Source organism: Variovorax sucrosi (genome assembly GCF_051216635.1).
Lineage (GTDB): Bacteria > Pseudomonadota > Gammaproteobacteria > Burkholderiales > Burkholderiaceae_C > Variovorax.
Window position 1 is genome coordinate 57,951 of record NZ_JBPJZU010000003.1, and the last position, 19,507, is coordinate 77,457.

Sequence of the window (19,507 nt, forward strand, 5' to 3'; positions counted from 1 at the left end):
TAGAATGTCTGCCCCACCCCCAAGGCACGCATGACACAGGGCTCCATTCGGATTCGCGGCGCACGCCAGCACAACCTCCAGAACCTCGACCTCGACATCCGCACTGGCGAGATGACCGTGGTCACCGGCCCCAGCGGGTCGGGCAAGTCGAGCCTCGTTTTCGACACGCTGTACGCCGAGGGGCAGCGGCGCTATGTCGAGACCTTCTCGGCCTACGCCCGCCAGTTCCTCGACCGCATGGACAAGCCGGCGGTCGACAAGGTGGAGGGCGTGCCGCCCGCCATCGCCATCGACCAGACCAACCCGGTGCGCTCGTCGCGCTCCACGGTCGGCACGATGACCGAGCTGAACGACCACCTGAAGCTGCTCTACGCCCGCGCGGCGCAGCTGTTCGACCGCGACACCGCGCTGCCGGTGCGGCACGATTCGCCCGACACCATCTACGCGACGATGGTCGAGCGGGCTGCCGCGGCCGGCGACCCGCGCATCGTGGTGACCTTCCCGGTCGAGCTGCCCGCCAGCACGACGCCCGATGAGGTCACGCAGTGGCTGTCCGCCAGCGGCTTCACCCGCGTCCAGGCCGAGCGCGAGGTCGCAACGCCGACCGGCCCGCGCAAGGTGCTCGACGTCGTGGCCGACCGCTTCCGCCTCGCGAGCGCCGAGCGTGCCCGCGTGCTCGAAGCCATCGAGACCGGCCTGAAGCGCGGCGTGGGCCGGCTCACCGTGTACGCGGTGCCAGCGGAAGAGGACGTGGAGCCAACGATCTGGAAATTTTCCACAGGTCTCCATTGCCCCGAGAGCGACATCCGCTACGGCGACCCGATCCCGTCGATGTTCTCCTTCAACTCGGCCGTCGGTGCCTGCGACACCTGCCGGGGCTTCGGCCGCGTGATCGGCGTCGACTTCGGCCTGGTCATTCCGAACGACAAGCTCACGCTGCGCGCCGGCGCGATCAAGACCATCCAGACGCCCGCGTGGAAGGAGGCGCAGGACGACCTCATGCGCCACGCCGAAGACGCCGGCATCCCGCGCGACACGCCCTGGGCCAAGCTCACGCAGGCACAGAAAGACTGGGTGCTCGACGGCTCGCCCAACTACACCGGCAAGTGGAACCAGCAGTGGTACGGCATCAAGCGCTTCTTCGGCTACCTGGAGAGCAAGGCCTACAAGATGCACATCCGCGTGCTGCTGTCGAAGTACCGCAGCTACACGCCGTGCCCGACCTGCAGCGGCGCGCGCCTGAAGCTCGACAGCCTGCTGTGGCGCATCGGCGGCAAGGAAGACGCCGACAGCGTGCTCGCGCCGGCCAAGCGTTTCCTGCCGGTGGGCACGAAATGGTCGCGCGCGCAACTGGAGGCATTGCCCGGCCTGTGCCTGCACGACCTGATGCTGCTGCCCATCGAGCGGCTGCGGAAGTTCTTCGACGGCATCGAGCACCGCGGCAGCGGCGCGACCGCCAACGAAGGCGACGCCCAGGCGCTCAAGCTGCTGTTCGAAGAGATCACTACGCGCCTGCGCTACCTGCACGACGTGGGCATCGGCTACCTCACGCTCGACCGCCAGAGCCGCACGCTGTCGGGCGGCGAGGTGCAGCGCATCAACCTGACGACCGCGCTCGGCACCTCGCTGGTCAACACGCTGTTCGTGCTCGACGAGCCCAGCATCGGCCTGCACCCGCGCGACATGAACCGCATCACCGAGGCCATGCTGCGCCTGCGCGATGCGGGCAACACGCTGGTGGTGGTCGAGCACGACCCGGCCGTGATGCTGGCCGCCGACCGCGTGATCGATATGGGCCCCGGCCCGGGCATCCGCGGCGGCCAGATCGTGTTCGACGGCACCACCGACGAACTGCGAAACGCCCATACGCTGACCGGCGACTACCTCGGCGGCCGCAAGCAGATCGGCATGGGCTTCAAGCGCCCGGTGACCGACAGCACGCCGCGGCTCATCCTCGAAGGCGCGTGCGAGCACAACCTGCAGAACATCACCGTCGACTTCCCGCTGCAGCGCCTGGTGGTCGTCACCGGGGTCAGCGGCTCGGGCAAGTCGACGCTGGTGCAGGACGTGCTGGCGCCCGCGCTGATGCGCCACTTCGGCAAGGCGACCGAGTCGCCCGGTGAACACGACCGCCTGCTGGGCGCCGACCACCTGAGCGATGTCGTCTTCGTCGACCAGTCGCCCATCGGCAAGACGGCGCGTTCCAACCCCGCGAGCTATGTCGGCGCCTGGGACGCGGTGCGCGAGATCTTCGCGACGGCCGGGCTGTCGCGCCAGCGTGGCTACACGGCCAGCAAGTTCAGCTTCAACAGCGGCGACGGGCGCTGCCCGACCTGCGGCGGCTCGGGCTTCGAGCACGTCGAGATGCAGTTCCTGTCCGACGTCTACCTGCGCTGCCCCGACTGCGACGGCCAGCGCTATCGGCCCGAGATCCTCGAGGTGAAGATCGAACGCGGTGGCCGCAGCCTGAACGTGGCCGACGTGCTCGACCTCACCGTGGCCGAGGCGGCCGCGACGTTCGGGAACGACCGCGACGTGCTGCGCGTGCTGCAACCCATCGTCGATGTCGGGCTCGACTACGTGAAGCTGGGCCAGCCGGTGCCCACGCTGTCGGGCGGCGAGGCGCAGCGCCTCAAGCTCGCCGGCTTTCTCGCAGAGGCGGCGAAGAGCGGTACCGCGAGCAAGCAATCGGTGGCGCGCCGCGGCACGCTCTTCCTGTTCGACGAGCCGACCACCGGCCTGCACTTCGACGACATCTCGCGGCTCATGCGCGCGTTGCGCAAGCTGCTCGACGCCGGCCATTCGCTGGTCGTCATCGAGCACAACCTCGACGTGATCCGCGCCAGCGACTGGCTGATCGACCTCGGCCCCGAAGGCGGTGACGGCGGCGGCCAGGTCGTGGCCGTCGGCACCCCCGAGCAGGTGCGCGAGATGAAGGGCTCGCTCACCGGCGACGCGCTGCGCGACTACGAGCTGTCGCTCGGCCCGTCGCGCCACGCGGTGCGCGAGCGCAGCGGTGCCGAGCTGGCGCGGCGGGCCCTCCCGGCCTTCGGCCGCGAGGCGATCCAGATCGTCAATGCGCGCGAGCACAACCTGAAGAACCTCTCGGTCGACATCCCGCGCGGCAAGTTCAGCGTGGTCACCGGCGTCAGCGGTTCGGGCAAGTCGACGCTGGCCTTCGACATCCTGTTCAACGAAGGACAGCGGCGCTACCTCGAATCGCTCAACGCCTACGCACGCAGCATCGTGCAGCCGGCGGGCCGGCCCGAGGTCGATGCGGTCTACGGCATTCCGCCGACGGTGGCGATCGAGCAGCGCCTGTCGCGTGGCGGCCGCAAGAGCACGGTCGGCACCACGACCGAGGTGTGGCACTTCCTGCGCCTGCTCTACGTCAAGCTCGGCACGCAGCACTGCATCCACGACGGCGCAGCGGTGCAGCCGCAGACGCCGGACAGCATCGCGGCGCAGCTGCTGAAGAACTTCAAGGGCCAGCACATCGGCCTGCTCGCACCGCTGGTGAGCAACCGCAAGGGCGTCTACACCGAGCTGGCCGACTGGGCGCGGCCGCGCGGCTACACGCACCTGCGGGTCGACGGCGGCTTCCTGCCGGTCACGCCCTTCCCGCGGCTGGACCGCTTCAAGGAGCACAGCATCGAGCTGCCGGTGGCCAGCCTCGACGTGTCGCCGTCGAACGAAGCGGCGCTGCGCGAGGCGCTGACCAAGGCGCTCGAACTCGGCAAGGGCGTGGTGCATGTGCTGAGCGACATCGATGCGCTCAAGCCGGCGATGGAAGCGGGCGAGCCGACGGCGGGCATCGGGCGCACGCAGGTGTTCTCCACGCTGCGCGCCTGCCCGATCTGCAGCACCAGCTACGCCGAACTCGACCCGCGCCTCTTCTCGTACAACAGCAAGCACGGCTGGTGCCCCGACTGCGTGGGCACGGGCGTGAAGCTGACGAAGGACCAGCGCAAGGTCTACGACGACTCGGTGCTGGCCGACGACCAGAAGGGCCGTGAACAGACCTTCGCGGAACCCGAGGCTGAAGACGTGGGCGACGTGACCTGCCCGACCTGCGAAGGCCGGCGCCTGAACGCAACGGCGCGCGCGGTGAGCTTCGGTCCCGCGACGCACCCGGCCGCGCACGCGGGCCCGTTCGGCGCGGGCGGCATCGGCATCACCGAGATCGCGCGCATGAGCGTGATGGACATCCGGCAGTGGTTCGAAGGCCTTGCGCTCGTGGGCCGCGAGGCGGAGATCGCGCGCGACCTGGTGCCCGAGATCAAGAGCCGCCTCGAGTTTCTCGAAGAGGTCGGCCTCGGCTACCTCACGCTCGACCGCGGCGCACCGACGCTCTCCGGTGGCGAGGCGCAACGCATCCGCCTGGCGGCGCAGCTCGGCAGCAACCTGCAGGGCGTGTGCTACGTGCTCGACGAGCCGACCATCGGCCTGCATGCGCGCGACAACCGCATCCTGCTCAACGCGCTGCACAAGCTGGGCGAGAAGGGCAATACGCTGGTGGTGGTCGAGCATGACGAAGACACCATCCGCCGTGCCGACCACATCATCGACATCGGCCCCAGCGCGGGCAAGCGCGGCGGCCGCCTGGTGGCCGAAGGCACGGTCGCCGACATCGAGGCGGCGGGCGATTCGCAGACCGGCCGCTACCTGCGCGATGCCATCAAGCACCCCTTGCAGGAACGACGCGCCGTGCCGCCACCCGAGCCCGGCGCACCCGACTGGCTCACGGTGCATGGCGCCGATCTGCACAACCTGCAGGACGTGACGACCACGCTGCCGCTGCATCGCCTGGTGGCGATCACCGGCGTCAGCGGCTCAGGCAAGTCGACGCTGGCGCGTGACGTGCTGCTGACGAACGTGCAGGCGATCGTCATCCAGCGCATGACCAAGGCCGGCCGCGACAAGGATGCGGCGGGCAAGCGCGCGGCGTGGTCGGGTTGCAAATCGGTCGACGGCTACGAGACCATCGACCGCGTGCTCGAAGTCGACCAGACGCCCATCGGCAAGACGCCGCGCAGCTGCCCCGCGACCTACATCGGTTTCTGGGACACCATCCGCAAGCTCTTCGCCGACACGCTGGAAGCCAAGGCGCGCGGCTATGCGCCGGCGCGCTTCAGCTTCAACACCGGCGAAGGGCGCTGCCCGGCCTGCGACGGCGCCGGCATCCGCACCATCGGCATGAGCTTCCTGCCCGACGTGAAGGTGCCTTGCGAGGTCTGCCACGGTGCGCGCTTCAACCCCGAGACGCTGGCGGTCACCTGGCGCGGCAAGAGCATCGGCGACGTGTTGCAGATGGAGGTCGACGAGGCGGTCGATTTCTTCGCCGCGATGCCCAACATCAGCCACCCGCTGCAACTGCTGAAGGACGTGGGGCTCGGCTATCTCACCCTCGGCCAGCCCTCGCCGACGCTGAGCGGTGGCGAGGCGCAGCGCATCAAGCTGGTGACCGAACTGAGCAAAGTGCGTGACGACATCACGCGCCGCGGACAGAAGCCGCCGCACACGCTCTACGTGCTCGACGAGCCGACGGTCGGCCTGCACATGGCCGACGTCGAGAAGCTGATCCACGTGCTGCACCGGCTGGTGAACGGCGGGCACAGCGTGGTGGTGATCGAGCACGACCTCGACGTGATCGCCGAAGCCGACTGGCTGATCGACCTCGGCCCCGAAGGTGGCAACGGCGGCGGGCGCATCGTCGCGGCGGCGCCGCCGGAGGACGTGGTCGAGCTCGGCACGCACACCGGCGTGGCGCTGGCACCGGTGCTGGCGCGGGCTATGTCGCGCTGAGAATTTGGGCTGGCCGCGGCGCGGCCGGCAAGGCCGCTTCGACGCCCAGCGCCAGCGCGAGCAGGGCGGTGTCTGCGCCCGCAGCACCGGTCAGCTCCAGGCCGGCCGGCAGCCCGTCGCGCGTCAGGCCCATCGGCAGGCTGAGCGCGGGCAGGCCCGCCATGCCGGCCGGTCCGGTGTTGCGGATGTAGGCCTGGAAGGCCGTGGTGGGCCGGCCACACAGCGTGAGCTCGACGTCTTCGCCGATGCGTGCCGCCGTGAGCGGACTGGTCGGGAACAGCAGTGCGGCGAGGTCGTGCCGCTCGAAGCAGCGCCGGTAGGCTTCCTGCAGGGCCGGGCGCAGCGTGTGCCGGGCGTGCGCGTAGGCCGCGGCGGTGATGGCGTCCGGACCGAGCGGTCGTTCGAACAGGGGGCGCACGTCGGGGCTCGCCACGCTGTCGGCCAGCGCCCGCGCATCGAAGGGCCGCCCGTGCGATGCGAAGTACGCGGCCAGCGCGGGCAGGATCTCGTGCAGCGAGATCGACATCGCGCCTTGCTGGAAGAGGGCGCCGGCTTCGGCCAGGTCGCAGGGCACCAGCACCGCACCGGCCTCGCGCAGCCGCGCAAGTGCGGCGCGGGCCAGTTCGGCCACGGGCGGATCGATGTCGTCCCAGAAATAGGCGTCGGGCACGCCCAACCGCACGCCGGCCAGCGGCGTCGCCGCGAGCTGCAGTGGCCCGCCGGCCACGGCGTGGTCGGCCAGCACGCAATCGTCCACCGAGCGGGCCATGACGCCCGCGGTGTCGAAGGTCGGCGAGATCGGCACCAGTCCGTCGTGCGGCCAGCGCTGCACCGTCGGGCGGAAGCCCACCAGCCCGCACAGCGCGGCCGGCACCCGCACCGAGCCGCCCGTGTCGGTGCCGATCGCCATCGGTGTGCCGCGCAGGCCCAGCAGTACCGCATTGCCGCCGCTGGAGCCGCCGGTGACGCGCGTGGGGTCGAACGGATTGCGCGAGGGTCCGAAGCTGTGGTTGTGGCCGGTCACGCCCTGGCACCACTCGTGCAGGTTGGTCTTGCCGAGCACCAGGGCGCCTGCCGCGCGCAGGCGTTGCGTCACCCCGGCGGAGCGCTGGGGCACGTGGCCGCGCATCCAGGCGCTGCCGGCCGTCGTCGGCAGGCCGGCCACGTCGATGTTGTCCTTATAGGCCAGTGGCACGCCGTACAGCGGTTGCGTTCCCGCATCGGGGCGTGGCGCGGCATCGAGCGCTGCGGCGTCGGCCAGCAGCCCGTTGCGGTCGAGATGGATCAGCGCGTTGAAGGGCGCGCTGGCTTCGACCCGCGCCAGCAGCGCCTGCGCATAGTCGGCAACGCGCAGGTCGCCGCGCGCCATGCGCAGGGCCGCCTCGCGGGCAGAAAGTTCGGTCAATGCTGAATCTGGATGCATGCGGGCGCGAAGTTGGGGCGAACGTCGCGATCGGGTGCACGTTTCGGGCCAAACCAGCCTTCTGAACCCTCCAAACACATCGAAATTAATTGGCATGAATACTGCTTAATCTATTTTTTGTATTCATGAGGTCTTCCGATGCTTTCCAAGTCCTTGCGTTTCCTGGCCGCCGTCGCTTCCTCGATGGCACTTCTCGCGGCGATGCCCGCCTCGGCCGCGGAGAAAGTGTCCGTGCGCCTCAAGTGGCTGGCGCAGGCGCAGTTCGCCGGCTTCTACGTGGCCAAGGCCAAGGGCTTCTATGAGCAAGGCGGCCTCGACCTGACGATCAACCCCGGCGGCCCGAACCTCAACGTCGAGACGCTGGTCGCCTCGGGCAACGACACCTTCGGCCTGGCCGGCGGCACCGAGACCGTGCTGCTGGCGCGCGAGAAGGGCCTGCCGCTGGTGTGCATCGGCGTGACGGTGCAGAAGACGCCGTTCACCTATGTGACCTACAAGGATTCGGGCATCAAGACGGTGAAGGACTTCGCCGGCAAGAAGGTCGCCACCTGGTTCACCGGCACGCAGTACACGCTGTACTCGATGCTGGCATCGGCCGGCGTGAAGCAGAGCGATCTGACCATCGTGCCGCAGTCGGGTTCGATGGCACCCTTCGTCGAAAAGCAGTTCGACGTGGCCGCCGCCACCTACTACAACGAACTCAACACCCTCAAGTCGCAGGGCCTGGGCGAGAAGCTGACGCTGATCTCGCCGGACGACTACGGCGTGACGGTTCAGCAGGACACGGTGCTGGTGTCCGAGAAGTACCGCAACGAGAAGCCGGCGCAGGTGCAGGCCTTCCTCGACGCGACCATCAAGGGCTGGAAGTACGCGCTGCAGAACAAGAAAGAAGCCATCGACATCGTGATGGCCGCCGCCCCGAGCCTGAACCGCGCGCACCAGGAAGCCATGCTCGACGAGTTCGAGAAGCTGGTGAAGGCCGGCAAGGGCACGACCGACGGCATCCTGGCCATCGACCTCCCGACCGTCGAGAAGATGCAGACGCAGCTGGTGGGCTACCAGGCCCTGAAGGCGCCGGCCGACCTGAGCAAGGCCTACGACCCGAGCTTCTGGGCCAAGGTGCCGGCCGGCGACAAGAAATTCTGAGCCACCTTTTGCGACATCCCGCCCGTGAAATTCATGCCCCATGAAGTGACGCCGCCCGCGGCCCCGAGCGCAGCCGGTGCCGTGCCCATGCTGGAACTGGTCAACGTCTGGAAGCGCTTCGGCGAAGCGCCGGCCCAGACGGTGGCGGTGTCGGGCGTGAACCTGCAGATCGCGAAGAGCGAGTTCGTCACGCTGGTGGGACCGTCGGGCTGCGGCAAGTCGACCCTGTTCAACATGATCGCGGGCCTGCTGCCGCCCGACAGCGACGGCTCGCTGCTGTTCGGCGGCGCGCCGCAGCGCGACGGGCAACTGCTCGGCAAGGTGTCGTTCATGCCGCAGCGCGACCTGCTCTTTCCGTGGCGCACCGTGCTCGACAACGCGATCCTCGCGCTCGAGGTGGAAGGCGTGCCGCGCAAGGAAGCGCGCGACCGTGCGCGGGCCATGCTGCCGGAGTTCGGCCTCTCCGGCTTTGCCGACCACTACCCGCACCAGCTCTCCGGCGGCATGCGCCAGCGCGTGGCGCTGATGCGCACCTTCCTGTTCGAGCGCGACCTGCTGCTGCTCGACGAGCCTTTCGGCGCGCTCGACGCACTGACGCGCACGCGCATGCAGCACTGGCTGCTCGACCTCTGGGCGCGCCACCGCCGCACCGTGCTATTCATCACCCACGACATCGACGAGGCCATCGTGCTGGGCGACAAGGTGCTGGTGATGACCGCGCGTCCCGGCACGGTCAAGAGCGAGACGGTGATCGACCTGCCGCGTCCGCGCGACCCGTCGATCGTGCTGTCGCCCGCGTTCATCGGCATCAAGCAGCGGCTGCTGGCCGAGATCGAGGAAGAAAGCCAGAAGACCTTCGCGCAGGAGGGCACGGCCTCGTGACGGCGTCGTCGCAGCGTGCGCTCGCCACGTCGGTGCTGGCCTTCGTCGGCCTCGCGCTGCTGTGGGAGGCGTGCGTGCATGCCTTCGCGCCGTCGCCGCGCTACCTGCCGGCGCTCAGCGCCATCGCGCTGGACGCCTGGTCGGTCTGGCCGCAACTGCTGCGCAGCTTCGGCCGCACGCTGCTCGAGACGGTGCTCGGCTTCGCGCTGGGCGCGCTCTTTGGCTGCGCCTGCGGCACCGTCTTCACCTATTCGCGCTGGATGGAGCGCTCGGTGTTCCCGCTCTTCGTGGTGTCGCAGACGGTGCCGGTGGTGGCTTTCGGCGCGCTCATCGTCATCTGGTTCGGCAACTCGCTGCTGGCCAAGGTCATGACGGCCTTCTTCCTCACCTTCTTCCCGGTGACGGTGAACACGCTGCGCGGCCTCAAGTCCTGCGACCCGCAGCGCGTGGCGCTGATGAAGAGCTTCGGCGCCAGCGGGCTTGTGATGTTCTTCAAGCTGGCGGTTCCCTCGGCGCTGCCGCAGATCATGGTGGGCCTGCGCGTGGCCATCGGGCTGAGCCTGATCGGCTCGGTGGTGGGCGAATGGTTCGGCGAAACCGTGGGCCTCGGCGTGATGCTGATGGAAGCCATGAACGCCGACCTCGTGGTGCGTCTCTGGGTCGTGATGTTCGCCTGCGGGCTGATGGGTGCGCTGCTCTACGGGGCACTCACCTTTGTGGAAAGGAGGCTCGTATGGTGGCGCAGCGAAAGCTGATGGCGCAGCGCGTGGTGCCGGTGCTGCTGAGCATCGCGGTGCTGCTCGTGGTGTGGGAAGGCGCGATCGCACTCTTCCGGATTCCGCCCTTCGTGCTGCCCAGCCTGCACTCGATCGTGCGCCATGCCTTCGGCGACGCCGGTCGCCTCTCGGTGGCGCTGATGGCCACGCTGGGCGAGGCGCTGGGTGGCTATGCGCTGGGCAACCTGCTCGGCCTGCTGCTGGCCGTGCTGCTGCTGCTCGCGCCGCCACTGGAGCGCCTGGTGATGCCGCTGGCGGTGGCGGTGAACGCCGTGCCGACGGTGGCCTATGCGCCGCTCTTCCTGATCTGGTTCGGCCTGGGCGCGGCGTCGAAGGTGGCGCTGGTGGCGCTCGCCGTCGGCTTCACCATGCTGGTGAACGCGCTGCACGGCCTGAAGCAGGCCGACCTGTCCGCGGTGAACCTCATGCGCAGCTTCGGCGCGGGGCCGCTGAAGATCGTGTGGCGCCTGCGGCTGCCGGTGGCGATGCCGTCGGTGGTCACCGCGCTGCGCATCGGCGTGCCGCGCAGCATGATCGTGGCGATCGTCGGCGAGATGCTCGGTGCCTACGCCGGGCTCGGCCGGATGATCTATGAGTCGACCCAGCAGGTCGACCTGCTGAGCGTGTGGGCGGCGGTGCTCGTGGCCTCGATGGCGAGCATGGTGTTCTACGGTGTGCTCGTGTGGATCGACCAGAAACTGGTGTGGTGGCGCTGATGGCCGGGATGAAAACGAATCCCGCGGCTTACCCCGACACCGAAGCCGAACTGCGCGTGCAGCTCGCCGCCTGCTACCGGCTGGTGGCGCACTTCGGCATGGACGACCTGATCTACAACCACATCTCGGCGCGTGTGCCGGGGCCCGAGCACCACTTCCTCATCAACCCCTACGGGCTGCTGTTCTCGGAAGTGACGGCGTCGTCGCTGGTGAAGATCGACCTCGACGGCCACAAGGTCGACGACACCGAGGCCGAGGTCAACCAGGCCGGCTTCGTGATCCACAGCGCCATCCATGCGGGCCGGCCCGACGCGCTGTGCGTGCTGCACACGCATTCCGACGCCGGCACCGCCATCGCGGCGATGCCGAACGGCCTCGCGCCACTGAGCCAGTTCGCGATGCGCTACCAGGGCCACACCGCCTTCCACGACTACGAAGGCGTGGCGCTGGAGACCGGCGAGCGCGAGCGGCTGGTGCGCGACCTGGGCGCGCACAACACCCTGGTGCTGCGCAACCACGGCATCCTGACCGTGGGGCGCACGATCCCCGAAGCCTTCATCCTCATGTACTACTTCGAGAAGGCGGCCAAGGTGCAACTGCTCGCCCAGGGCGGCCTCGCGCCCGGCGAAGCGCTGGTGGTCCCGCAGCCTGAAGTGAGCGCACTGGCGGCGCGCCAGTTCACCGAATTCGCCGGCGACATCCGGCCGCCCGGCACGCGCGAGTGGCCGGCCTTCCTGCGCATGCTGGAGCGCACCCAACCCGACTACCGACTCTGAGCGCCGACGTCTTTCCCTCAAACCGACAACCCCGTTCGACCATGCAACTCGAGAACCTCACCTCCTTCATCGGCACCGAAGTCAAAGGCATCGACCTGCGCGAGCCTGTGAGCGACGACGACTTCGCGGTGCTGCGCGACGCGCTCAACCAGCGTTCGCTGCTGCTGTTTCGCGGCCAGCGCATCGATGAATCGCAGCACGTCGCCTTCTCGCGCCGCTTCGGTCCGCTGCTGGGCCATGTGCTCACGCAGTTCCTGAAGAAGGAGCATCCCGAGGTGTATGTGCTGTCGAATGTGTCGGAGAACGGCAAGCCCATCGGCAACCACAAGGAGGGCTGGAACTGGCATTCCGATCTCTCGTACAAGGCCGAGCCTTCGATGGGCGCGCTGCTCTACGCGCTGGAAGTGCCGCCGGTCGACGGCGACACCTTCTTCGCGTCGATGCATGCCGCCTACGAGGCGCTCGACGACGGCATGAAGGCGCGCATCCGCCCCATGACGGCCACGCACAGCTACGCCAACTACTACGGCAAGGCCTTCGCCGACCGCAACCCGCTCACGCCCGAACAACTGGCCGCCACGCCCGACGTGGTGCACCCGCTGGTGCGCACGCATCCCGAGACGGGGCGCCTCTCGCTCTACGTGGGCGAGGACGTGGTCAAGCACATCGACGGACTGCCCGCCGACGAAAGCGCTGCGCTGCTGGCCGAGCTCAACGCGCATGCCATCTCGCCCGAGTTCAGCTACCGCCACCAGTGGCAGGCCGGCGACCTGCTGGTGTGGGACAACCGCTGCACCATGCACCGCGCCACGCCGTACGACGACAACGCGTACCGCCGCGTGATGCACCGCACCACCGTGGCCGGCGACCGGCCGTTCTGAATCACCGCCGGCCCGCCACCGAATCCGTCTCGACGACAACCACAAGAAAGAAGGCACAACGCATGGAGTCCAACCCCCCCGACATGGCGGAGCCCTCGGCACTGCGCGAGCGACAGCGCGGCAAGGGCGCCACGCTCTCCGACGAAATCAAGGACACGCTGGAAGACCTGATCGTCAGCGGCGTGATGAAGCCCGGCACGCGGCTCGACGAGGCCGAATTGGCGGAGCGCTTCAAGGTCTCTCGCACGCCGGTGCGCGAAGCGCTCAAGGCGCTGGCCGCCACCGGCCTGGTCGACCTGCGCAGCCGCCAGGGCGGCGTGTGCGTGGCGCGCATCTCGCTGCCGATGCTCATCGAGATGTTCCAGATGATGGCCGTGATGGAAGGCCTGTGCGCCAAGTTTGCGGCGCGCCGCGCCACCGAGGCGCAGAAGCAGCGCCTGAACACCCTGCACGAAGACCTGACCGGCATCCTGGCCTCGGGCGACCACTCGCGCTTCTACGACGTGAACCAGGACTTCCACGACGCACTGTACGAAGCCTCGAACACGCAGTACCTGGCCGACCAGACGCGTGCGCTGCGCAAGCGGGTGCGCGTGTACCGCCGCTACGTCACCTTCCAGCCCGGCCGCATGCACGCGACCATCGGCGAACACGGCGCCATCCTCGAAGCCATCACGCGCAACGACCCGAAGGCCGCGTTCAGCGCCGCCATCGACCATGTGAGCCTGCTCGAGGACGACATCGTCGACCTGGTCGCCGCATTGACCGAGCAGGACACGGGCACCGCATGACGCACGCTCTTTCCCTTTCCCATTGACCCCGCATCGACAGACCGCATCCCAGGACATCACGCCATGAAACTCGAACTCGAAGGCAAGACCGTGCTCGTCACCGGCGCCTCCAAGGGCATCGGCCTGGCCGCCGCCCATGCATTCGCGGCCGAAGGCTGCCACCTGCAGCTGGCCGCACGCGATGGCGCGGCACTGGCCGCCGCCAAGGAAGACATCGAAAAGACCCATTCGGTGCGTGTGCAGATCCATCCGATGGACCTGGTTGCCGACGGCGCCATGGCGCAGCTCGCCGAAGCGGCCGGGCACGTCGACATCCTGGTGAACAACGCGGGCGACATTCCCGCCGGCCCGATCGAGTCGCTCGACTTCGCCGCCGTGCGCCGTGGCTTCCAGCTCAAGGTGCTGGGCTACATGGAGCTCAGCCAGATCTACTACGCGCGCATGAAGGCCGCGGGCGGTGGCGTGATCGTCAACGACATCGGCAACTCCGGCGAGAACTGGGACGCCAACTACATCGCCGGCTCCACCGGCAACGCCGCCGTCATGGCCTTCACCCGGGCGCTGGGCGGCGTGAGCCTGGACGACGGCATCCGCGTGGTGGGCGTGAACCCCGGCCCGGTGGCCACCGACCGCATGGTCAAGCTCATGAAGCGCCGGTCGCTCGATACGCACGGCGACGAAGGCCGCTGGGAAGAGCTGTTCGACAACTACCCGGGCGGCCGGCCGGCCACGCCGGAGGAAGTCGCCGAGCTGATGGTGTTCCTGGCCTCGCCGCGCGCGGGCTACATCACCGGCACGGTGGTGACCATCGACGGCGGCATCGCCGCACGCGGCTCGATCATCAAGACCAGCAAGAAGGCGATGGCGGCCGAGCAGGCGCGGAAGGTGGCGGCGTGAGCGCGGTCCTGAAAGCCGCGCCGGTGGCCTCATCGGTGACAGCCGATGCGGAATCCCGCAACCAGTACTTCGACCGGCTGTTCTCCAATCCCGCGCTGATGTGGCTGGGCCAGAACACCAACCACTTCCCGCTGCACCCTGCCGTGCGCCAGGCGCTGCACGACGCCATCGACGACGAAAGCTTCCACGCCTACGCGCCGCCGCTGGGCATGGAGGCGCTGCGCGCGGCCATCGTGGCCGACCTGGGCGTGCCCGGTCAGTCGGCCGTCGTCACCGATGGCGCGGTCGCTGCGCTGGCGCTGGCCTGCCGCGCCTTCTGCGTGGCCGGCAAGGGCTTCGTCACCACCGACCCCGGCTGGAAGTGGCCGCTGGGCTTCGCCGCCAAGGCGGGCTCGACGATCACCGAGATCCCGATCTACGGGCCCGAATACGGCTTCAAGCTGTCGGCCGAGGCGCTCGCCGCATCGACCGATGCCGACACCGCGGTCATCTATCTGGTCGACCCGAACAACCCGCTGGGCACCACCTACGCCGAGGACGAGATCCGCGCCTTTGCGGCGCGGGCGCGCGAGATCGGCGCGATCCTCATCCACGACTGCACCTACCGCGACTTCGCCGACAGCCACACGCTGGCCTCGCGCTTCTACCCGGAAGGCACGGTGACCATCGTGAGCTTCTCGAAGTGGCTGGGCCTGGCCGGCCTGCGCCTGGGCGCGCTCGTCGCCGCACCCGAGTTGCTGGCGCGCATCCTGCCGCATTCGCAGGCCCCGCTGGGTGCCAGCGTGTTGGCGCAGCGCGCGGCCATCGCCGGCCTCGCGGTGAAGGACGAATGGATGGCCGAGGTGATCGCCAAGCAGCGCGAGAACCAGCGGATGATCGTCGACGCCTTCGCCCGCCTGCCGGGCTTCGAGGTGCCGGTGTTCCCCTCGCAGGCCAACTTCATCGTGGTGGAGTGCAGCAAGGCGGGCGTGACGCCCGAGGCGCTGGTCACCGCGCTGGGCGAGCACGACATCATGGTGCGCCAGGGCACCTACCACACGCCGCGCTTCGGCCACCGCTTCATCAAGATTTCAACCACCGTGCCCAAGGCCTGGGCGCAAGCGCTGTGCGACGTGCTGCCGCAGGCGGTCGCGCGTGCGAAGACGCTGCCGGCCACGGCGGCGCTGTTCTGACCGAGGAGCGACGATGAGTTTCGCCACCACCCCCGACGGCGTTCGCCTGTACTACGAGACCGCCGGCAGCGGCACGCCGATCGTCTTCGTGCACGAGTTCGGCGGCGACCACCGCAGCTGGGAGCCGCAGATGCGCTATTTCGCGCGGCGCCACCAGTGCGTGACCTTCGGCGCGCGTGGCTATCCGCCGTCGGACGTGCCGGCCGACGTCGAGCGCTATTCGCAGGCCACGGCGGCCGACGACATCGCCGCGGTGATGGACGCGCTGGGGCTCGCCAAGGCGCACATCGTCGGCCTGTCGATGGGCGGCTTCGCCACGCTGCACTTCGGCCTGCGCCATGCCGCGCGTGCGTCATCGCTGGTGATCGCCGGCGCAGGCTACGGCGCCGAGAAGGAACACGAGGCCTACTTCCGCGGCGTGTCGATGGAGGTCGCCAAGCAGTTCGAGGCGCAGGGCGCCGAGACATTCGCGCGCACCTATTCGCTCGGCGCGAGCCGCGTGCAGTTCCAGAACAAGGACCCGCGCGGCTGGCAGGAGTTCGCGACCTGGCTTGGCGAGCACGACGCCGTAGGCGCGGCCAACACCATGCGTGGCGTGCAGGCGCGGCGCCCGTCGATCTACGACCTCGAGTCCGAGCTGCGCGTGATGCCGGTGCCCTCGCTGGTGGTGGTCGGCGACGAGGACGACCACTGCCTGCAGCCCGGCATCTTCCTCAAGAAGACCGTGCCGGCCTGCGGCCTGGCGGTGATGCCCAAGACCGGCCACACGCTCAACCTCGAGGAGCCGGCTGCCTTCAACGCGCTGCTCGCCGAGTTCTTCGCGCAGGTCGAGGCCGGGCAGTGGAGGGTGCGCGACCCGCGCGCGCTGCCCAGCCAGATCATGAAGACCGACTGATGGCGGCATCGGCATCGGCATCGGTGGCAACGCGCGAGGCACCGGCGCTCTGGCGCATCGATGGCGAGCGGCTGTGGGCGCGGCTCATGGCGCTGGCGCAATGCGGCACCACGCCCGGCGGCGGCGTGAACCGGCAGGCGCTCAGCGCGGAAGAGATCGCGTCATGGCGCGTGATGCTCGGCTGGGCGCAGTCCTGCGGCCTGGAGCCCGCGACCGATGCGGCCGGCAACCTGTTCATCGCGCTGCCCGGCACCGACCGCGACGCACCGCCCGTGCTTGCCGGCAGCCACCTCGACAGCCAGCCCGGCGGCGGCCGTTTCGACGGCGTCTACGGCGTGGTGGCGGCGCTCGAAGTGCTGGTCACGCTGGCCGAGCGCGGCGTGCGCCCACCGGTCGACCTGGTGTGCGTCGCCTGGATGAACGAGGAGGGCTCGCGCTTCGCGCCCGGCATGATGGGCTCCGAAGCCTTCGCCGACGTGCGCGACCTGGCGTCGATCCGTGCCACGCGAGACGCCGACGGTGTGTCGGTGGCCGATGCGCTCGATGCGCTGCATGCGGCGTTCCCCGCGCTGCGACGTCGCCCGCTCGGCTTTCCGGTCGCGGCGTATGTCGAGGCCCACATCGAACAGGGGCCGTTGCTCGAAGCGCAAGGGCGCGTCATCGGCGTGGTCGAGGGCATCCAGGGCAAGAAGACCTTCGATGTCGTGATCGACGGCGAGCGCGGCCATGCCGGCACGCTGGCGATGGCCGACCGGCGCGACGCGCTCGCGGCGTTCAGCCGCATTGCGAGCGCGCTCTATGCCGAGATCGGCGGCCACGACGCGCGGGTGAAGTTCACCATCGGTCGGATTCAGGTCGAACCGAACGCGCCGTCGGTGGTGCCGGCGCGCGTCACGCTGCGCATCGATCTGCGCCACCCGGACAACGCGGTGCTCGATGCATTGGGTGTGCGGCTGACCGCGCTGTGCTTGCGGCACGCCGCGCCCTGCCAGGCGCGCGTGATGCCACTGGTCGACGCGCCGTCCAACGGCTTCGACGTTGCGCTGCAGCAGGCGATCGCCGACGCCGCCGAGCGGATCGGCCAGTCGCACATGCCGATCCTGTCGGCGGCCGGCCACGATGCGCGGCACCTGGCGCCGCTGTGCCCGAGCGCGATGATCTTCATCCCGTGCCGTGGCGGCGTGAGCCATGCTGAGCACGAGTGGGCCGAGCCGGCGCATGTGGCCGCTGGCGCGGACGTGCTGCTGCAGGTGCTGCTGCCGCATGCCGTGCCAGACGCAGGATCGATGCGATGAGCCCGTCCGAACCCCTGGCCGAGCCGCCCGACATGGCCGACCTGCCGATGCAGCACGCGCAGGCACCGACCAGCGCCGCGCAGTCGCGCGCCCGCTTCTTCAACTCAGGCAATGCCTTCAACGTCAAGCTGCCCGCGGTGCCGGCGCAGGCCTTTGCGCCACCCGCGGCCGGGCGCTACGGCGTGTTCGATTGCGACCAGTCGCCGGCGCTTGGCTGCGACTTCCCGGCGACCACGCCGCTGATGCTGGCGCGCTACGTGCAGATGGCGGCCGGCACGTCGCTGGCCATGCCGCTGCGCGCAACGGGCGTGGTCTGGTACGTGATCGCTGGCGCCGGGCACCTGCACAGCGCTGGCGAAGGTTTCGACTTCGCGGCGGGCGACGTCTTCCTGCTGCCTGGCGCGCCGGATTACCGGCTCGATGCTGCGGGTGCGGACGTGCTGCTCTGGGCGGTGGGCAACGAGCCGCAATTGGCTTTCGAGCATGCGCAGCCGGCCGCACCGAACGACGCGCAGGTCGACCTGGTGCATTGCACGGCCGAGGAGATCGAGCGGCAGTTCGCGCTGATCTTTTCCATGGGCACCAGCGACGAAACTTCCGGCCGGGCGCTCATCTTCTCGTCGGCGCGACAGGCGGCGGCGCGCAATCTCACGCCGACGCTGACCTTGAGCTTCAACACGTTGGCGCCGCACACGCACCAGCGTGCCCACCGCCACAACTCGGCGGCAATCACGCTGGCGGTGCAGGGGGCGCGATGCCACTCGATGGTCGATGGCGTGCGCTGCCCGTGGACGCCATGGGCGACGCTGGTCACGCCGCCCGGCGCACCGCATTCGCACCACAACGAGGGCGAGACGATGGCGCGCTTCCTCATCGTGCAGGACGGCGGCCTGCACTACCACGCGCGCACCATGGGTTTCGAGTTCCTGGGGCGCTGACGCGTAGGCGACCGCCGCGGGACTTCACCGATTGCGCCGGACAGCGTGCATCGGCCCAATGGCGGCTTTTCGATCCGTCTCCAGGAAGCTCTTTCATGCAACGTCGTTCCCTCGTCTCTCTTGGCGCCATGGCGCTGGCCAGCGCCGCCGCACTGCTCGCGCCGTTCGCGGCCCAGGCGCAGGCCTTCCCCAGCCGGCCGATCAAGCTCGTGATCGCCTTTCCGGCGGGCGGCCCCACCGACATCACGATGCGCCAGTTGGCCGACAACGCCAGCAAGATCCTGGGCCAACCGGTCATCGTCGACAACAAGCCCGGTGCCGGCGGCACGCTGCCCGCGCAGGCGTTGCAGGGCACACCGGCCGACGGCTACACCGTGGCGCAGATCCCGCTCGGCGTGTTCCGCCTGGGCTACACCACCAAGATCAACTGGGACCCGATCAAGGACATCAGCTACGTCATCAACGTCACCGGTTATGCCTTCGGCATCGTGGTGCCGGCCGACAGCCCCTTCAAGACCTGGAAGGATTTCGTCGACTACGCCAAGGCCAACCCGGGCAAGCTGAGCTACGGCTCGACCGGCACGCTGACCAGCCCGCACCTCACGACCGAGCGCATCGCGCAGCAGGCCGGCATCCAGCTGCAGCACATTCCCTACAAGGGCAGCGCCGACCTGATGCTCGCGCTGCAGAGCGGGCAGCTGATGTCCGGTGCCGACAGCACCGGCTTCGCGCCGCAGGTCGAGGCCGGCAAGCTGCGCGTGCTCAACACCTGGGGCGAGAAGCGCCTGGCCAAGTTCCCCGACGCGCCCACGCTGAAGGAACTGGGCTACGACATCGTCCAGAACTCGCCCTTCGGCATCGGCGCCCCCAAGGGCACGCCGCCCGAGGTGGTCAAGAAGCTGCACGACGCCTTCAAGCAGGCGATGGAAGAGCCCAGCTACGTCGCCGCGCTGGGCAAGTACGACATGCTGCCCGACTACAAGAGCAGCGCCCAATACGCCCAGTTCGCGCAGGACACGGTGGCGCGCGAGAAGGTGATCATCGAGAAGCTGGGGTTGGCGAAGGGGCAATAAAAAAGCCGCTACCTCGCGGTAGCGGCTTTTCATGCCGGGGG

Annotated in this window: 15 protein-coding genes; 14 read left to right on the top strand and 1 reads right to left on the bottom strand. The window is 69.1% G+C overall.

Annotated features, from left to right (window positions below):
* The first annotated feature begins 30 nt into the window (after positions 1–30).
* Entirely contained in the window at positions 31–5,805 is a 5,775-nt protein-coding gene (uvrA, locus tag ACSFBE_RS06235) for an excinuclease ABC subunit UvrA (protein ID WP_435489522.1), read from the top strand.
* On the opposite strand, the gene ACSFBE_RS06240 is transcribed toward uvrA, so the two are convergent.
* Positions 5,792–7,210 carry an amidase family protein gene (locus ACSFBE_RS06240; RefSeq protein ID WP_435489523.1) on the bottom strand — a complete coding sequence of 473 codons (1,419 nt, stop codon included), beginning with the start codon at positions 7,208–7,210 and terminating at the stop codon, positions 5,792–5,794. The two genes, uvrA and ACSFBE_RS06240, sit on opposite strands and share 14 nt — an antisense overlap.
* A 156-nt stretch (positions 7,211–7,366) precedes the next feature.
* On the opposite strand from ACSFBE_RS06240, the gene ACSFBE_RS06245 reads away from it, so the two are divergent.
* The 13 genes from ACSFBE_RS06245 to ACSFBE_RS06305 all read left to right on the top strand — a co-directional run bounded on the left by ACSFBE_RS06245 (position 7,367) and on the right by ACSFBE_RS06305 (position 19,466).
* Complete coding sequence (locus tag ACSFBE_RS06245; protein ID WP_435489524.1) at positions 7,367–8,374, top strand: ABC transporter substrate-binding protein; 1,008 nt, start codon at positions 7,367–7,369, stop codon at positions 8,372–8,374.
* 33 nt (positions 8,375–8,407) lie between these two features.
* Positions 8,408–9,256 (top strand): ABC transporter ATP-binding protein, encoded by an 849-nt coding sequence (locus ACSFBE_RS06250; protein ID WP_435489993.1) that lies wholly within the window; start codon positions 8,408–8,410, stop codon positions 9,254–9,256.
* Entirely contained in the window at positions 9,253–10,011 is a 759-nt protein-coding gene (locus ACSFBE_RS06255; RefSeq protein ID WP_435489525.1) for an ABC transporter permease, read from the top strand. The genes ACSFBE_RS06250 and ACSFBE_RS06255 overlap by 4 nt, the downstream gene beginning before the upstream one ends.
* On the top strand, positions 9,990–10,748 hold the full coding sequence (locus ACSFBE_RS06260) for an ABC transporter permease (RefSeq protein ID WP_435489526.1): 759 nt from the start codon (positions 9,990–9,992) through the stop codon (positions 10,746–10,748). The genes ACSFBE_RS06255 and ACSFBE_RS06260 overlap by 22 nt, the downstream gene beginning before the upstream one ends.
* A gap of 8 nt (positions 10,749–10,756) precedes the next feature.
* Complete coding sequence (locus tag ACSFBE_RS06265) at positions 10,757–11,524, top strand: class II aldolase/adducin family protein (RefSeq protein WP_435489527.1); 768 nt, start codon at positions 10,757–10,759, stop codon at positions 11,522–11,524.
* Between the two features lie 41 nt (positions 11,525–11,565).
* Positions 11,566–12,405, top strand: coding sequence for a TauD/TfdA dioxygenase family protein (locus ACSFBE_RS06270; protein WP_435489528.1), 840 nt, complete (start codon positions 11,566–11,568; stop codon positions 12,403–12,405).
* Positions 12,406–12,467: 62 nt separating this feature from the next.
* Positions 12,468–13,196 carry a GntR family transcriptional regulator gene (locus ACSFBE_RS06275; protein ID WP_435489529.1) on the top strand — a complete coding sequence of 243 codons (729 nt, stop codon included), beginning with the start codon at positions 12,468–12,470 and terminating at the stop codon, positions 13,194–13,196.
* 63 nt (positions 13,197–13,259) lie between these two features.
* Complete coding sequence (locus ACSFBE_RS06280; RefSeq protein WP_435489530.1) at positions 13,260–14,093, top strand: SDR family oxidoreductase; 834 nt, start codon at positions 13,260–13,262, stop codon at positions 14,091–14,093.
* Complete coding sequence (locus tag ACSFBE_RS06285) at positions 14,090–15,265, top strand: pyridoxal phosphate-dependent aminotransferase (protein ID WP_435489531.1); 1,176 nt, start codon at positions 14,090–14,092, stop codon at positions 15,263–15,265. Before ACSFBE_RS06280 ends, ACSFBE_RS06285 begins: the two co-directional genes overlap by 4 nt.
* A 13-nt stretch (positions 15,266–15,278) precedes the next feature.
* The gene (locus ACSFBE_RS06290; protein ID WP_435489532.1) at positions 15,279–16,160 is read left to right on the top strand and encodes an alpha/beta fold hydrolase; all 882 of its coding nucleotides are present in this window, start codon (positions 15,279–15,281) and stop codon (positions 16,158–16,160) included.
* On the top strand, positions 16,160–17,455 hold the full coding sequence (locus ACSFBE_RS06295; protein ID WP_435489533.1) for a Zn-dependent hydrolase: 1,296 nt from the start codon (positions 16,160–16,162) through the stop codon (positions 17,453–17,455). Before ACSFBE_RS06290 ends, ACSFBE_RS06295 begins: the two co-directional genes overlap by 1 nt.
* Positions 17,452–18,393, top strand: a complete 942-nt coding sequence (locus ACSFBE_RS06300; RefSeq protein WP_435489534.1) for a cupin domain-containing protein — start codon at positions 17,452–17,454, stop codon at positions 18,391–18,393. Before ACSFBE_RS06295 ends, ACSFBE_RS06300 begins: the two co-directional genes overlap by 4 nt.
* Positions 18,394–18,488: 95 nt before the next feature.
* Positions 18,489–19,466 (top strand): tripartite tricarboxylate transporter substrate binding protein, encoded by a 978-nt coding sequence (locus tag ACSFBE_RS06305; RefSeq protein ID WP_435489535.1) that lies wholly within the window; start codon positions 18,489–18,491, stop codon positions 19,464–19,466.
* The last annotated feature ends 41 nt before the right edge of the window (positions 19,467–19,507 follow it).

Coding starts and splice junctions, on each gene's coding strand:
- ACSFBE_RS06275 (WP_435489529.1), top strand. CDS start 12,468: ATGGAGTCCAACCCCCCCGACATGGCGGAGCCCTCGGCACTGCGCGAG.
- uvrA (WP_435489522.1), top strand. CDS start 31: ATGACACAGGGCTCCATTCGGATTCGCGGCGCACGCCAGCACAACCTC.
- ACSFBE_RS06290 (WP_435489532.1), top strand. CDS start 15,279: ATGAGTTTCGCCACCACCCCCGACGGCGTTCGCCTGTACTACGAGACC.
- ACSFBE_RS06245 (WP_435489524.1), top strand. CDS start 7,367: ATGCTTTCCAAGTCCTTGCGTTTCCTGGCCGCCGTCGCTTCCTCGATG.
- ACSFBE_RS06250 (WP_435489993.1), top strand. CDS start 8,408: ATGCCCCATGAAGTGACGCCGCCCGCGGCCCCGAGCGCAGCCGGTGCC.
- ACSFBE_RS06300 (WP_435489534.1), top strand. CDS start 17,452: ATGAGCCCGTCCGAACCCCTGGCCGAGCCGCCCGACATGGCCGACCTG.
- ACSFBE_RS06265 (WP_435489527.1), top strand. CDS start 10,757: ATGAAAACGAATCCCGCGGCTTACCCCGACACCGAAGCCGAACTGCGC.
- ACSFBE_RS06305 (WP_435489535.1), top strand. CDS start 18,489: ATGCAACGTCGTTCCCTCGTCTCTCTTGGCGCCATGGCGCTGGCCAGC.
- ACSFBE_RS06270 (WP_435489528.1), top strand. CDS start 11,566: ATGCAACTCGAGAACCTCACCTCCTTCATCGGCACCGAAGTCAAAGGC.
- ACSFBE_RS06295 (WP_435489533.1), top strand. CDS start 16,160: ATGGCGGCATCGGCATCGGCATCGGTGGCAACGCGCGAGGCACCGGCG.
- ACSFBE_RS06280 (WP_435489530.1), top strand. CDS start 13,260: ATGAAACTCGAACTCGAAGGCAAGACCGTGCTCGTCACCGGCGCCTCC.
- ACSFBE_RS06260 (WP_435489526.1), top strand. CDS start 9,990: ATGGTGGCGCAGCGAAAGCTGATGGCGCAGCGCGTGGTGCCGGTGCTG.